Here is a 14,352-nt window from a genome sequence, read left to right as displayed (position 1 = left end):
CCCCTCAGTCCTCGACCGTGATGCCCATGGAGCGGGCGGTGCCGGCGATGATCAGCGAGGCGGCCTCGATGTCGTTCGCGTTCAGGTCGGGCATCTTCGTCTCGGCGATCTGACGGACCTGGTCCTTGGTGAGCTTCGCGACCTTGACGGTGTGCGGGGTCTTCGAGCCCTTCGCGACGCCGGCGGCCTTCTTGATGAGCTCCGCCGCGGGCGGGGTCTTCAGGATGAACGTGAAGCTGCGGTCCTCGTAGACGGTGATCTCCACGGGGATGACGTTGCCGCGCTGCGACTCCGTCGCGGCGTTGTACGCCTTGCAGAACTCCATGATGTTGACGCCATGCTGACCGAGCGCGGGGCCGATCGGCGGCGCCGGGTTGGCGGCACCGGCGTTGATCTGAAGCTTGATCAGGCCGGTCACCTTCTTCTTCGGTGCCATTCTCTTTCCTTCTGTCGAGCGCCCGCGTCCGTACGGATCGGGGCGCGCTTCCACACGACCGGCGGACCCGGAAGGTGGTGGGGATGCCGCGCGACGAGCGCGCAACCTCTTGATTCTACCGGATGCCGCAGCATCCGTCACGTCGACCGAGAACAGGCGATCATACGAGAACAGGACGATCCCCGGAGGGAACGTCCTGTTCTCGGCGGATGCCCTGTTCTCGGGCGGCCGACTACTGCTTGGTGACCTGGTCGAACGACAGCTCGACGGGGGTCTCGCGCTCGAAGAGCGAGACGAGGACGGTCAGCTTGCCGCTCTCGGGCTTGATCTCGCTGATCGAGCCCGGCAGACCCGCGAACGAGCCCTCCTTGATCGTGATGGTCTCGCCGATCTCGAAGTCGACCTCGGTGACGACCGAACGCGCCTGGGTGGCGGCCCCCTTGGCCGCACCCTTCGCGGGGGCGACCTCGGCGACCTGCACGAGCGACTTCAGCATGTTGAACGCCTCTTCGAAGCGCAGCGGGGTCGGGTTGTGCGCGTTGCCCACGAATCCGGTGACACCGGGCGTGTGGCGCACGACGGACCAGGTGTCCTCGTTGAGCTCCATGCGCACGAGCACGTAGCCGGGGATCCGGACGCGCGTGACCATCTTGCGCTGCCCGTTCTTGATCTCGACGACGTCCTCCATGGGGACCTCGACCTGGTAGATGTCCTCTTCGACCTCGAGCGAGCTCTTGCGCTGCTCGATGTTGGCCTTCACCTTGCGCTCGAAGCCGGCGTAGGAGTGGATGACGTACCACTTGCCCGGCAGCGAGCGCAGCTCGGCACGGTAGGCCTCGTAGGGATCCTCCCCCGGCTCGCCGGAGTCCTCGGCGGCTTCGGCCTCGTCGACCACGTCCGCAGCCTCGGCGACCTCGGCCACGAACTCCTCGTCGAGGGCGGGCGCATCGGGCTCGCCGTTGACATCCGGCCCGTCGTAGGGAGCGACGTCCTCGGCGGCCGCGGCGGCGACCTCGGCCTCCTCCTCGGCGAGGGCGTCGGTGAGGACCTCGGCGGCTGCCTCGGCCTCGGCGGCCTCGTCGATCTCCAGTGCGTCGTTCACGATCGCGTCCGCCTCCGGGTCGTCGATGTCGATCTCGTCGTACTCGTCGGCGTCGACCTCCTGCTCCTCCTCGTCCACGACGTGGACGGCGAGGTGCTCGGCCGGCTCCGAGGAGCGCTCCTCTGCGGCGAGGATGTTGCCCTCCTGGGCTTCGTCGTCCTCACTGGACTGCTCTGCGGCAGTGGCCCAGTCGACGTCGTCGGTGAACTTCTCAGACACGTGCGTTCTCTTCCATCGGGGGTGGGGGTCGGCGATCGGATGCCGTCGCTCAGGCCGGAACGCCGAAGACGACGTTCACCACCCAGGTGAAGAGCAAGTCCAGGCCGTACACGATCGCCATCATCACGACGACGAAACCCAGGACGACCGCCGTGTACTTGACGAGCTCCTGCCGGGTCGGGGTGACGACCTTGCGCAGCTCGCCGAAGACCTGACGGATGAAGAGGGCGATCCGCTGGAAGACGTTCAGCTTCTTCTCGCGGGGCGCGCTGCCTGCCGCGACGACCTCGCCGTGCGCCTCTTCCTGGACCATGTACCCACCCGTGTGCATTGCTCGGACTTGCCTGCGTACCAGCGTGAGACTGGCGCGCGTTCGTTATCAGCTGTGCGCTGACGCGCAGGGCGGACAGGAATCGAACCTGCAACCTGCGGTTTTGGAGACCGCTGCTCTGCCAATTGAGCTACCGCCCTAGAGATCCTGCGGATCCCGGGGTGAAGACCGACTCATGCTCCGCGCCTCTCGGGCACGGCGAAAGAATGCAGACTTCGACTGCACTGTCCAGTGTACGTCATGGCTCCGACGGCCGCGAACGGAGCCGGAGCCGTCAGTACTGCGCCGTGCCGTATCGGTCGGGTTCCTCGCCGCGGCGCACGTCGCGGCCGGACAGCGACGTCGGCTCGATGCGGACGTAGTTGTACTTGATCGTGGGGACCCAGGGCTTGAGCGGCAGGGAGTCCGCCGCCGCGACCTCCTCGGTCGTGTCGAGGCGACGCGCCCGCCCGCGGACCACGACGCTCCAGGCATCGGTGTCGGTGTACTCGTCGACCTCGAAGAGCACCTCGTCGTTGATGGTCAGCTCGGTGAGCTTGCTGCCCTCCGCGGTGCGGAAGACGAGGCTCTCGCCGTCCACGGTGTAGTTCACCGGGAAGATGTCCAGCACGTCGCCCACGCGGGTCACGAGCCGGCCCAGCTGCTGTTCCGCGAGGCGGTCCCAGCACTCGCGGTCATCGAGGGGACTGACGGCTTCCGTGGTGTCCATGACACCATCCTGCCCGCGGCACGGGGGCGGCGCCACCCGTCCCGGCCGGTCAAAACCCCGCTCGGACGGGCCGGGATCTCGCCTAGCCTGGAGTGATCCCGCCCCGCCATCCGACGTCCGGCGTGCGCGGAACGCCGATGCACCCCACGACCCACCGAGGAGCAACGCTGAACGAGAGCACCGCCCACCAGTTCCAGGTCGATCTGCGCGGAGTGATCGACCTGCTCAGCCGCCACATCTACTCGGGGCCCCGGGTCTACCTGCGCGAGCTCCTGCAGAACGCCGTCGACGCCATCGCCGCGCGGCGCGCGCTCGACGGATCCGGCGGTCGCGTCCGGATCACGCCGGTCAGTGCGATGTCGGACGAGTTCGTGATCCGCGACGACGGCGTCGGGCTGACCGCCGCGGAGGTCGCGGACCTGCTCGCGACGGTCGGGCGCAGCTCGAAGCGCGACATCTTCGACCTGCCGCGCAGCGACTATCTGGGCCAGTTCGGCATCGGCATGCTGTCGTGCTTCATGGTGTGCGACACCATCGTCATCCGCTCCCGCAGCGCCGCCGGAGCCCCCGCGGTCCAGTGGGTGGGCCGCGCCGACGGGACCTTCGAGGTCGGCGCCTGCGACGAGGACATCCCGGTCGGCACGAGCGTCCACCTCGCGCCGCGCCCCGAGACGCGAGCACTCGTGGCCACCCCGACGGTGCTCGAGCTCGCGGAGTCGTTCGCGGCGTACCTGCCCGTGTCCGTCGTCGTCGACCTGCCGGGCGGCGGCGAGAGCACCATCACGACCGAGCCGCCGTTCCTCTTCGGCGACCGCGAGACCCAGCTCGCGTACGGGCGGGACCTCATCGGCTCCGAGCCGCTCGACGTCATCCCGCTGTCGGTTCCCGGCACGCAGACCCGTGGCGTCGCCTATGTGCTGCCCTACGCGCCGCCGCCCGCCGCCCGGCAGAGCACCCGCGTGTACCTGCGTCGGATGCTCCTCACCGAGCGGGCCGACGACATCCTTCCCGACTGGGCGTTCTTCGCGCGCGCCGTGATCGATGCGGAGGGGCTGCACCCGACGGCCAGCCGGGAGTCGCTCGTCGACGACGACGCCCTGGAGCAGACGCGACGCGAGCTGGGCGACGCCATCCGCCGGTGGATCCTCGAGCTCTCCCTGCGCGACCCCGCGCGATTGGCGCAGTTCGTCGCGATCCACGACCTCGCCCTGAAGTCGCTCGTCCGTCACGACGAGGAGCTCGCGCGCTTCATCGTGCGCTGGCTGTCGGTGGAGACGACGCAGGGACGGATGCGCGTCGACGAGCTCGTGCGCCGGTCCCCGCACGTGCGCTACACCGAGACGGTCGACGAGTTCCGTCAGGTCGCGAGCGTCACCCCGGGCGGTGCGGTGCTGGTGGACGGCGGCTACGTGTACGACGCGGAGCTCGTGCGCCTGCTGCCGGATGTCTTCCCCGAGGTGACGGTGGAGCGCGTGAACGTGGTCGACGAGATCGATCGGCTCGATCTGCCCCCGCTCGACGACCGCGAGGCCACCCTGCGTCTCGAGCGTCGCGCCGCCGCGGCGCTCGTCGACGTCGACGTCGTGGTGCGCAGCTTCGATCGTCCCGAGCTTCCCGCGCTCTTCGTCTCCGACCCGGCCGTGCTGCGGGCGATCGACCGGGGGCGTGCACGCCGCGCCGGAGGCGCGCTGTGGGGCGGTGTCCTCGACCGTGCGGCCGCGGTGGCGGGCGAGACTCCCGGCGACTCCGGGCCCGCGTCACGGCTCTGCCTGAACTGGGCGAACGCGCTCGTGCGCGACCTCGCCGCGGCGCCGGACGGTCGGGTGTTCGCCCTCAGCGCCCAGCTCCTCTACGTGCAGTCGCTCCTCGCGGGACACCACCCGCTGAGCTCCGCCGACCGTGCGCTGACGACCTCGTCGCTGTCGGAGCTCGTCGGCTACGCCCTGCGCGCCGAGGCCTCCCCCGGGTCTCCCCCCGAACCTCCTTTCGCCGAGACCGCCGACACCCAGAACCCCCCGCACGAAGGAGAATCATGACGGGCTACGAGACTCGCATCCGCACCCTCTTCGAGGAGATCGACGACACCCCCTGGGGCCGCCGGGAGCAGGCTCTGGTCGCCGAGGCGGTCACCCTCGCGCAGGAGAGCGGCGATGAGCGCCTGGAGTACGAGGCGCGGCTGCGGCAGACCTCCAGCGCGAACATGAGCGGCGACACCGACCTGATGCTCACCTCGTTCGCCTGGTGTCTCGCCCGCCACGACGACGACCCCGCGCGCTTCCCCGCGGTGGTCGAGCCCGCCGGGGACCTGCTGTGGCAGTACAAGTGGATGGCCGGCGCGCTGTCGGGCTCGCCCGAGTTCGGGTCGGAGCAGATCGCCGCCGTCCTGGATGACATGGAGACGCACTACCGCCGCGCCGGCATCGGCGAGTCGGGCGTGCTGATGGCGCGCTTCGAGGACGCGTGGTCGGCCGGGCGCGCCGACGAGGCCGTCGCCCTGCAGGAACGGCTCGAGGCGACGCCGCGCGACGACTACAGCCACTGCGACGCGTGCGTGCGCAGCCAGTTCGCGGACTTCTTCGCCGAGACGGGACGCCCGGAGGACGCGATCCGCCTCGTGCAGGAGATGATCGACGGCGGCTTCTCCTGCGGCGAAGAGCCGGAGCGCGCTCTCGGACGCATCCTCGTGACGTACCTGCGGGCGGGGATGCTCGACGAGGCCCGCTCCGCGCACCTGCGCAGCTACCGCCTCGCCAAGGACAACGCGGCCAACCTCGACATCGTCGCCGACAACGTCGTCTTCTGCGCCGTGACCGGCAACGAGGCCCGGGCGCTCGCCCTCGTCGAGAAGCACCTGCCGTGGCTCGTCCACGACGGACTGGACGCCGCCGCGCACGAGATCGCACTGGCCTCGTTCGGCGTGGGTCTCGACGCGATCGCCGCCGCCGGCCACCCCGACACCCCCGTGCGGGGTTCGGACGCGCCCGAGCTGGTCGCCGTCTTGGGGGAGCACGACGGACCCTGGAGCGTCGCCGACCTCGCCCGCCGCACGTGGGAGGTCGCCGGGCGGATCGCCGCCGCCTTCGACGCCCGCAACGGCACCGACGCGCACGCACGGTCGCTCGCGCGCCTGCGGGCGACGGCCACGGAACGGTACGACGTGCCGATCCGCACGCACGAGTTCTCCGCGGCAGCTCCGACCATCGCCCCGCAGACGCCCGCCGAGCGCGTCGAGCGCGCCCTCGCACTGGGCAGCGCGGGATCCGTCGCCGCCATAGACGCCATCCGGGCCGCGCTGCCCGAGGCGACGGCCGACGAGCGCGTCGAGCTCACCTCGCAGCTGATCTCCGCGCTCGTCTTCGCCGACCGTGCCGACGAGGCCGCGTCCGAGCTGCCGGCACGCGTCGCCCTCCTGCGCGAGCGGGGGCACGACGCGCAGGCCGACGCGGAAGAGAGGCTCGGCCTCGTGCTCTTCGGCGTCGACCTCGTCGCCTCGCTCCCCCTCGTGGAGGCCGAGCTCGATCGCGTGGCCGACGCCGAGAGCGCGGTGCGCGCCGACCTCCTGGCGACGATCGCGACCGGACGGCTGTGGTCGGGCGCCTTCGCGGAGGCCGCCGATGCGGCCCGCGTCGCGGCCGACCTCTTCGTCTCCGCCGGTGCGACCCGACGCTCGCACGGGATGCGGCTCCTGCTCGTCGACGCGTTCGCCGCCGCGGAGGATGCGACCAGCGCCCTCGCCGAGGCCGATGCCCTCCTGTCGGACCCGGCGGTCGACGACGGCCGTTCGGCCCGCGCGCGGTTCCTGCGCGCCCGACTGCGCGGAGCGACCGAGGACTTCGCGCGGGGAGCGGCCGACGCCGACGAGGCGGCCCGGATCTCCCTGACCATCGGGATCGACGACGCGATGACGACGGACGCGTTCCTGCTCGCCGCGATGCTGCATGAGGACGCGGGCGACGCCGCCGCGGCCGTCAGCCGCTACCGCGTGGCGGCCGAACGACGCGAGGCCGCCGACCGCCCCGCCGCGGATGTTCGGTACCGCCTGGGGCGGGCACAGCTCGCCGCGGGCGACGCCGTCGAGGCCGCCGACACCCTCAACGACGTCCTCCGCGAGGAGAGCGAGTCGGGCGAGGACGCGGCGTCGCGGGCGATCACCGCCGAGATGCTCGCGCAGGCGCTCGACGCCGCGCAGGAGTACGGCAACGCCGTCGGCGCGTGGGGGTACGCCGCCGACCTGCGCGCGGAGGCGGAGGACACGTCCGGGCAGGCGTCCGCGCTCGTGCAGCAGGGGCGCCTGCTGGGGCGCCTGGGCGCGACGGACGAGGCCATCGACGTCCTCGGCGCGGCGGTCGACCTCGTCCGCGACGACGACGAGGCGGCGGCGCTCCGGGCGGATGCCCTGCACACGCTCGCGCAGGGCCACCTGCAGCGCGGCGACCACGACGAGAGCCTCGCCCTCGTCGACGAGGCCCTCGATCTCGGTCGCCGCCTGGACGCCGGATGGTTCGTCGCGGACGTTCTCGACACGCGGGCACGGGTACTCGGCCGGCGAGAGGAGACCGAGGCCGCCGTCGCCACCGCTCTGCAGGCCGCCGACGCGTTCTCCGAGGCGGGCGACGTCGGATCAGCGGCGGGATCGGAACTGCTCGCCGCGCGCCTGCTGCGTGAAGCCGCACGGGCCGACGAATCGGTCGCTCTCTACCGCGCGGCCTTCGAGCACGCACAGGCCGTGGAGCCCCTCCGACAGACCGCGGCCCTCGAGCTCGGCGACGTACTGGAAGGCCTCGGCCGCCACGCGGAGGCGGCCGAGATCCGCTCCGTGCTGCCGGCCTGAGCCGCCGGCCCGAACGGCGTCGGCCGGCGGCCGCGGCACCCGGACGACGCTCAGCCCGCGACGCGGACGAGCTTCTTGTTGACGAACTCGTCCGCCGCCAGCAGCCCCATCTCCCGCCCGGTGCCGCTGCGCTTGACGCCGCCGAAGGGCAGCTCGGGCGAGTCGGCGAGCACGATGTTGACGTAGACCATGCCGGCGTCGATCCGGTCGGCGACACGCTCGGCCTGCTCGGGGTCCGTCGTGAAGACGTACGACCCCAGACCGAAGGGGGTGGCGTTGGCGATCTCCACCGCCTCGTCCTCGTCCTCGACCCGGTAGACGACGCCGACCGGTCCGAAGAACTCCTCGCGGTAGGCATCCATCTCGGCCGTGACGCCGGTGAGCACGGTGCCCGGGTAGTAGGCGCCGTCGCGGACGCCGCCGGTCACGAGCGTCGCGCCCTGCGCCACGGCGCGGTCGACCTGCGCGGCGAGCCGCTCGGCCGCGGCGAGCGACGACAGCGGGCCGAGGACGGTGTCCTCCGCGAACGGATCGCCCACCGTGGCATCCGCCATCACGGCCGCGAACTTCTCCACGAACGCGTCGTACAGCGCGTCGATCACGATGAAGCGCTTGGCGGCGTTGCAGGACTGCCCGTTGTTGTCGAGGCGTGCCTCGGCGGCCATCCCCACAGCGGCGTCGAGGTCGTCCGTCGACAGCAGCAGGAACGGGTCGGATCCGCCCAGCTCGAGGGCGACCTTCTTGAGGTTGCGGCCGGCGATCTCCGCCACGGCGGCCCCGGCGCGCTCCGAACCGGTCACCGAGACGCCCTGCACCCGCGGGTCGGCGATGACGACCGCCGCCTGGTCGTTGGTGAGGCGCACATCGGCGTAGACGCCGGCGGGGAATCCCGCGTCGGTGTACATCTGCGCGATGGCGGCGGCCGACTCCGGGCACTGCGGCGCGTGCTTCAACAGGATCGTGTTCCCCACCGCGATGTTCGGCGCCGCGAAGCGGGCCACCTGGTAGTAGGGGAAGTTCCACGGCATGATCCCGAGCAGGACGCCCAGGGGCGCCCGACGGATGACCGCGGTGCCCTCCCCCAGGATGTCGATCGGGGTGTCCCCGGTGATCCGGTCGATGTGGTCGGCGTAGAACTCGGTGATGTCGGCGGCGAAGTCGACCTCGCCCTCCGCGGCCGCGAGCGGCTTGCCCATCTCCCGCACGATGATCGCGGCGAGATCGTCGCGGCGCTCGCGGTGCAGCTGCGCGACGCGGCGCAGCAGGTCGGCGCGTTCCGACGGAGCCGACCTGCGACCCCACCCGTGGAACGCCTCGTCGGCGGCCGCGATCGCCGCGTCCACCTCGGCGTCGGTGGCGGTCGGATAGGTCGCCAGGGTCTCGCCGGTGGCGGGGTTGACGACGGCGTAATCGCTCATGATGTCCTCATCGGTCTCGGGGTCGGTGGAACGGCGCCTCAGGGCGCCGGGATCAGCGTGTACTTCGTGGACAGATACTCGTGGATGCCTTCCAGCCCGCCCTCGCGGCCGACGCCGGACTGCTTCACGCCGCCGAACGGTGCGGCGGCGTTGGAGACGACACCCACGTTCAGACCCATCATCCCCGTCTCCAGGCGGTCGATCATCCGCACGCCGCGCGCGAGGTTCTCGGTGAACACGTAGGAGACGAGTCCGTACTCGGTGTCGTTCGCCAGGCGCACCGCCTCGTCCTCGTCGCGGAACGTGGCGATCGCGAGGACGGGGCCGAAGATCTCCTCGCGGAGGATGTCGCTGCCGGCGGCGACCTCGGTGATGACGGTCGGCTCGAAGAAGGTCCCCGGCCCGTCGATCGCCGATCCGCCGGCGCGCACGGTCGCGCCGCGCTCGACGGCGTCCGCGACGAGCGCGGCGGTGCTCTCGACGGCCTTCCGGTCGATCAGGGGCCCGATCTGCACCCCCTCCTCGGTGCCGCGCCCGATGCGCATCGCGCGGACCCGCTCCGAGACGCGGTCGGCGAAGCGCTCGGCGATGTCGGCGTGCACGATGAAGCGGTTCGCGGCCGTGCAGGCCTGGCCGATGTTGCGGAACTTCGCGGCCATCGCGCCGTCGACCGCCTTGTCGAGGTCGGCGTCGTCGAACACGACGAACGGGGCGTTCCCGCCGAGCTCCATCGACACGCGCAGGACGCCCTCCGCCGCCTGGGCGATGAGCTTCTTGCCGACCGGGGTCGAGCCGGTGAAGGACAGCTTGCGCAGCCGCGGATCCGCGATGATCGGCCCCGACACGGCGCTCGAGGTCGTCGTGGTGACGACGTTGACGACGCCGTCGGGGAGCCCCGCCTCGACCAGCAGCGCGACGAACGCGAGGGTCGTGAGGGGGGTGAGCTCCGGCGGCTTCACGACGACCGTGCAGCCGGCGGCGAGCGCGGGCGCGATCTTGCGGGTCGCCATCGCGAGCGGGAAGTTCCACGGGGTGATGAAGAAGCAGGGGCCCACCGGGCGCTGGCTGATGACCATGCGACCGGTGCCCTCGGGGTTCTCCCCGTAGCGTCCGGCGATGCGCACCGCCTCCTCGCTGAACCAGCGCAGGAACTCGCCGCCGTAGGTGACCTCGCCGCGGGCCTCCGCGAAGGGCTTGCCCATCTCGAGGGTCATCAGCAGCGCGAACTCGTCGGCGCGCTCGGTGAGCAGGTCGAACGCCCGGCGCAGGATGTCGCTGCGCGTGCGGGCCGGGGTGGCGGCCCAGGCGTCCTGCGCGGCGACGGCCGCGTCGAGGGCACGGATCCCGTCGGCGGGGGACGCGTCGGCGATCTCGACGAGCACGTCGCCGGTCGCCGGGTCGTACACGGGGAACGTTCCGTTCTCGCCGTCGCGCCACGCGCCCGCGATGAACAGGCGGCGCGGGACTTTCGCGAGCAGGTCGCTCTCGGTGATCATCGTGCGTTCTCCTTGGATCGGCGGAGGGAGGGAGGGGCATCCGTGGCGAGGGTCTCCCCACGGAAGAAGGCGGGGCGCTTCACCGACTGCCAGATCATGATCGCGATGCCGGTGACGATGATGGTCACGCCGAGCACGAAGACGAGGCCCACGCCGAGCACCTCGGAGCCGCTGCCGTAGTCGGGCGACATCGAGTCGATCAGCGTCGTCACGAACAGGACGGCGAGGATGACGCCGCCCACCAGCGGGAACAGCAGGGTGAAGAAGAAGCTGCGCGCCGAGTCGAACCACTGCCGGCGGAAGTACCAGACGCACGCGAAGGCGGTGATCCCGTAGTAGAAGCAGATCATCATGCCGAGGGTCAGGATGGTGTCGGAGAGCACGTTGGTGCTCACGACGCGCATCACCGAGTAGAAGCCCGCGGCGACGGCCGCCGAGACGATCGTGGCGAACCCCGGGGTGAAGAAGCGCGGGCTGACCTTCGCGAACGACGCGGGGAGCGCCCCGTAGTGGCCCATCGCCAGCAGGGTGCGCGCCGGGCCGACGAAGGTCGACTGGAGCGATGACGCGGAGCTCGTGAGCACCGCCAGCGACACGAGCGCGGCGAAGGGCCCGAGGATGGGCCCGGCGAGCGCGAAGAAGGCGTTCGACTGGATGTCGGGGTTGCCGAGGCCGAACTCGCCGTCGCCCGTGCCCGCGTACATGATCATCGACACGGCCAGCAGGAGGTAGAGGGACACGATCGTGACGACCGTGATCGTCGCCGCCCGGCCGGGCGTCTTCTCCGGGTCCTTCGTCTCCTCGTTCATGGTGAGCGTGACGTCCCAGCCCCAGAAGATGAAGATCGAGAGCGACAGCCCCGCGGCGAACGCGCTGAACGACGAGACCGCGAACGGGTTGAACCACTGCCAGTCGAACGGGGTCGCATCGAACGCCTGCCCGCTGGAGAACCGCGCGAACGCCGCGATCGCGAAGCCGACGAGCACGATGACCTGGAAGGTCACCAGGACGTACTGGAGCTTCTGGGTCGTCTGCATGTCGCGGTAGGAGACGAAGGTGGCCGCCACCACGAACAGCAGGCACACCGCGATGTTGACGGGGATGACCGCGGCCAGGTCCGCGATGCCCGGCTGACCGGTCAGCTGGGCGATCAGGAGGAAGAGGAAGTCCACGGCGATGCCCGCGAGGTTCGAGAGCACGATCACGGTCGCCGCGACCAGCCCCCACCCCGCCATCCAGCCGATCCAGGGCCCGAACGCCCGTGCGGCCCACGTGAACGACGTGCCGGAGTCGGGCATCCGGCTGTTCAGCTCGCGATAGCCGAACGCGACGAGGAGCATCGGGATGAACCCGACGAGGATGATCGCGGGTACCTGCACGCCCACCGCCCCCACGGTCGGCCCGATCGCCGCCGTGAACGTGTAGGCGGGTGCGATGCACGAGATCCCGATGACGACGGCGCCGATGAGGCCGACCGTCCCCGCGCTCAGGCCCTTCTTCGACAGACCGCCGGTGGGCGCCGTTGCGGTGGGTGCAGGGCTGCTCATCGTCGAGCCTCCTCGGTGAGATCGGAACGGGTGCGCGGGACGACCACGACCGGCACGGTGACGGCGCGCAGCATCTTCGCCGCCGTGGATCCCAGGAACAGGCGCCGCGGCTGCGCGAGCCGGCTCGATCCGACCAGGAGCAGCTCGCCGCGGTCCCACTCGAGGTGCGACACCGCGTCCTCGATGCTGTCTCCCGCGGCGACGACGACGTCGGCCGCGAGACCGGCGGGGAGCTCCGCCGCCGCGGCGGCGAGGACCTCGTCGGCCTCCGTGGACCCGGCGATGCGGATCGCGGCGGTGTCCGCCGACGCCGGGAGGTCGAACGGGAGGAGCGAGAGCAGCCGCACCGGCACGCGCACGGACTCGGCCAGAGCCGCGGTCGCACCGATGAGGGCGTCCGCGCCCGGGCGGGTGCCGATCGCCACGGTCAGCCGCGTGATCCCCGTCTCGGGGGCCACCTTGCGCGCACCGCGGGGAACGAGGACCACGGGGATGTCGGACGAGTGCAGCAGCTCGTTCGTGGTCGAGCCGAGCCGATGGCGCCCGCGCGACGCTCCGTCGGCCGCGCCCACGACGATGAAGGCTGCGTCGAGCTCGTCGCCCAGGTGGACGAGGCCCTCGGCGAACGACTCGGCGCTGCGCACGTGCGCGTGGCCGACGACCTCGGCGGGGATGCGGTCGATGGCGGCCGCGATCCAGGTCTGCGCCTGCTCGCGCAGGTGTCGCTCGTACCCGGCGTCGGGCGGCGTGATGACGCTGCGGGTCGCGCTGGGCAGGATGATGGCGACGTCCAGCACCGCACCGGTGGCCGCGGCCAGACGCGCGGCGAAAGCCACCGCATCGCGCCCGGTCTTCGTCGCCGTGTACCCGACGACGATGTGCGATGTCATGCACGGACCTCGTCGATGATCTGCGAGGCCACCAGCCGTCCCATCCGGATGGCGCCGTCGACGTGCTGGTAGCCCGCGCCGGCGAGGTCGCTGCACGCGAAGCGGATCGGCCCGACGGGCTCACGAAGGTGAGCCCCGTAGCGCGACAGCCCGCCGAGGTCGAAGCTCGCCGCGTACGCGCCGCGCGTCCACTCCTCACTCCCCCAGTCGCTCTCGTAGTAGACGACGGGGTTCTTCGCCTCGGGGCCGTAGTAGTGCGACAGCGACTCGAGGATGCGCTCCTTGCGCTCCTCGGCGCCGAGCTCGAACACCCCGTCGGCGTTGAGGTCGCTGACGAATCCGACGAGGGTGCCGCGCTCGTCGCCGTGGTTGGTGTTGTCGTACGCCTCGTGCGACAGCTCGTACGGGCTGAACGCCGTGCCGGACAGCCCCTGCTCGCGCCAGAACGGACGGTCGTAGACCGCGTGCACCTTGATGACGAAGCCCATCGAGATGTGCTGGTGCATCTGGTGCTGCAGGCGCGGGAGCGCGGGCACGAAGCCGATGCGCGGGTAGAGGATCGGGGCGAGGGCGAGGATCACCTGACGCGCCCGCACGGTCATCCCGTCCGAGACGACGGTCACGCCGGCATCCGACCACTCGACCGTGCGCACCGGCTGGTTCAGGAAGACGTCGTCGCCCAGCCGCTCGGCCAGCAGGAGCGGGACCTGCTGCAGGCCGCCGACGACGCGCTTGTCGAGGATGAAGTCCGCGTCGACGAGGTGGGAGTAGCTGCCCGCGCTCGCGGCCATGAGCAGCGACTGCAGGAGCGACATCGCGTGCGTCGGCTTGGTGAGCATCGCCGAGCCGGTCGCGAAGGCGAGGTTGCGCACCGCCTCGTCGTCGTCGGTCTGCCGGCGCAGCCACGCGTCCCACGAGATGCTGTCCCATTCGGCGGCCTTCTCGTGGGCCCACGGGCGGTCGGGGTCGATCTCGGCGACCATGGCGTCGAGGCGCTCGGTGATCTCGGCGATCGCCCGCTCGGTCTCGGGCGAGACGGGGAACATCTCCCCCGTGAAGCGGTGGGCCACCCCGTCGGGGCCGACGTAGACGCTGTCGCCCTCGCGGTACCGGCTGAAGGTGTCGAGTCCCAGGTCGTCGACCGTGTCGATCAGCGCCTGCTGGTCGGGCGAGATCCACTGACCGCCGATCTCGAGCATCGCGCCGTCGATCGTGTCGGTCCACAGTCGCCCGCCGACCCGGTCCCGCGCCTCCAGCACGGCGACCGAGAGCCCGGCCTTCTTCAGCTCGTTGGCGGCGGTCAGGCCGGCCGCCCCCGCCCCCACGATGACGACGTCACGGGTGATCTCGGTCATTGCGAACCTCTCCTTCGA

The 14,352-nt window shown here is 71.3% G+C and carries 11 protein-coding genes and 1 tRNA gene; 2 read left to right on the top strand and 10 right to left on the bottom strand.

What is annotated here, in order from left to right; all coding sequences use genetic code 11:
• Positions 1 to 4: 4 nt before the first annotated feature.
• The 5 genes from rplK to WFI00_RS06145 form a co-directional block, all read right to left on the bottom strand.
• Positions 5 to 436, bottom strand: coding sequence for a 50S ribosomal protein L11 (rplK, locus tag WFI00_RS06165; RefSeq protein ID WP_137417828.1), 432 nt, complete (start codon positions 434 to 436; stop codon positions 5 to 7).
• A 232-nt stretch (positions 437 to 668) separates the two neighbouring features.
• Positions 669 to 1,757: a transcription termination/antitermination protein NusG gene (gene nusG, locus WFI00_RS06160; RefSeq protein ID WP_336631455.1), complete on the bottom strand. Its 1,089-nt coding sequence runs from the start codon at positions 1,755 to 1,757 to the stop codon at positions 669 to 671.
• A gap of 49 nt (positions 1,758 to 1,806) precedes the next feature.
• Positions 1,807 to 2,070 (bottom strand): preprotein translocase subunit SecE, encoded by a 264-nt coding sequence (gene secE / locus WFI00_RS06155; RefSeq protein ID WP_336631454.1) that lies wholly within the window; start codon positions 2,068 to 2,070, stop codon positions 1,807 to 1,809.
• An 85-nt stretch (positions 2,071 to 2,155) separates the two neighbouring features.
• A tRNA-Trp gene (locus tag WFI00_RS06150) sits at positions 2,156 to 2,228 on the bottom strand.
• 134 nt (positions 2,229 to 2,362) lie between these two features.
• On the bottom strand, positions 2,363 to 2,797 hold the full coding sequence (locus WFI00_RS06145) for a pyridoxamine 5'-phosphate oxidase family protein (RefSeq protein ID WP_336631453.1): 435 nt from the start codon (positions 2,795 to 2,797) through the stop codon (positions 2,363 to 2,365).
• A 137-nt stretch (positions 2,798 to 2,934) separates the two neighbouring features.
• On the opposite strand from WFI00_RS06145, the gene WFI00_RS06140 reads away from it, so the two are divergent.
• Both WFI00_RS06140 and WFI00_RS06135 read left to right on the top strand, forming a co-directional pair.
• The gene (locus WFI00_RS06140; RefSeq protein WP_336631452.1) at positions 2,935 to 4,833 is read left to right on the top strand and encodes an HSP90 family protein; all 1,899 of its coding nucleotides are present in this window, start codon (positions 2,935 to 2,937) and stop codon (positions 4,831 to 4,833) included.
• Entirely contained in the window at positions 4,830 to 7,628 is a 2,799-nt protein-coding gene (locus WFI00_RS06135; protein WP_336631451.1) for a hypothetical protein, read from the top strand. Before WFI00_RS06140 ends, WFI00_RS06135 begins: the two co-directional genes overlap by 4 nt.
• A gap of 50 nt (positions 7,629 to 7,678) precedes the next feature.
• Here the strand turns inward: WFI00_RS06135 and WFI00_RS06130 are convergent, their stop codons facing one another.
• Genes WFI00_RS06130 through WFI00_RS06110 form a run of 5 tightly spaced genes read right to left on the bottom strand, consistent with a single transcriptional unit; the run spans position 7,679 to position 14,334 of the window.
• A complete protein-coding gene (locus WFI00_RS06130; protein ID WP_336631450.1) occupies positions 7,679 to 9,046 on the bottom strand; it encodes an NAD-dependent succinate-semialdehyde dehydrogenase in 1,368 nt (455 codons plus the stop codon).
• A 38-nt stretch (positions 9,047 to 9,084) separates the two neighbouring features.
• Positions 9,085 to 10,542 carry an NAD-dependent succinate-semialdehyde dehydrogenase gene (locus WFI00_RS06125; RefSeq protein WP_336631449.1) on the bottom strand — a complete coding sequence of 486 codons (1,458 nt, stop codon included), beginning with the start codon at positions 10,540 to 10,542 and terminating at the stop codon, positions 9,085 to 9,087.
• The gene (locus WFI00_RS06120) at positions 10,539 to 12,089 is read right to left on the bottom strand and encodes an APC family permease (RefSeq protein WP_336631448.1); all 1,551 of its coding nucleotides are present in this window, start codon (positions 12,087 to 12,089) and stop codon (positions 10,539 to 10,541) included. Before WFI00_RS06120 ends, WFI00_RS06125 begins: the two co-directional genes overlap by 4 nt.
• A complete protein-coding gene (locus tag WFI00_RS06115) occupies positions 12,086 to 12,979 on the bottom strand; it encodes a universal stress protein (RefSeq protein ID WP_336631447.1) in 894 nt (297 codons plus the stop codon). The genes WFI00_RS06120 and WFI00_RS06115 overlap by 4 nt, the downstream gene beginning before the upstream one ends.
• Positions 12,976 to 14,334, bottom strand: coding sequence for a flavin monoamine oxidase family protein (locus WFI00_RS06110; RefSeq protein WP_336631446.1), 1,359 nt, complete (start codon positions 14,332 to 14,334; stop codon positions 12,976 to 12,978). Before WFI00_RS06110 ends, WFI00_RS06115 begins: the two co-directional genes overlap by 4 nt.
• Between the last annotated feature and the right edge of the window lie 18 nt (positions 14,335 to 14,352).

Origin of the sequence: Microbacterium sp. MMO-56, from assembly GCF_037146215.1 — a bacterium.
In the GTDB taxonomy this organism is placed as follows: domain Bacteria; phylum Actinomycetota; class Actinomycetes; order Actinomycetales; family Microbacteriaceae; genus Microbacterium.
This window is presented reverse-complemented; position numbering and strand designations above follow the sequence as displayed.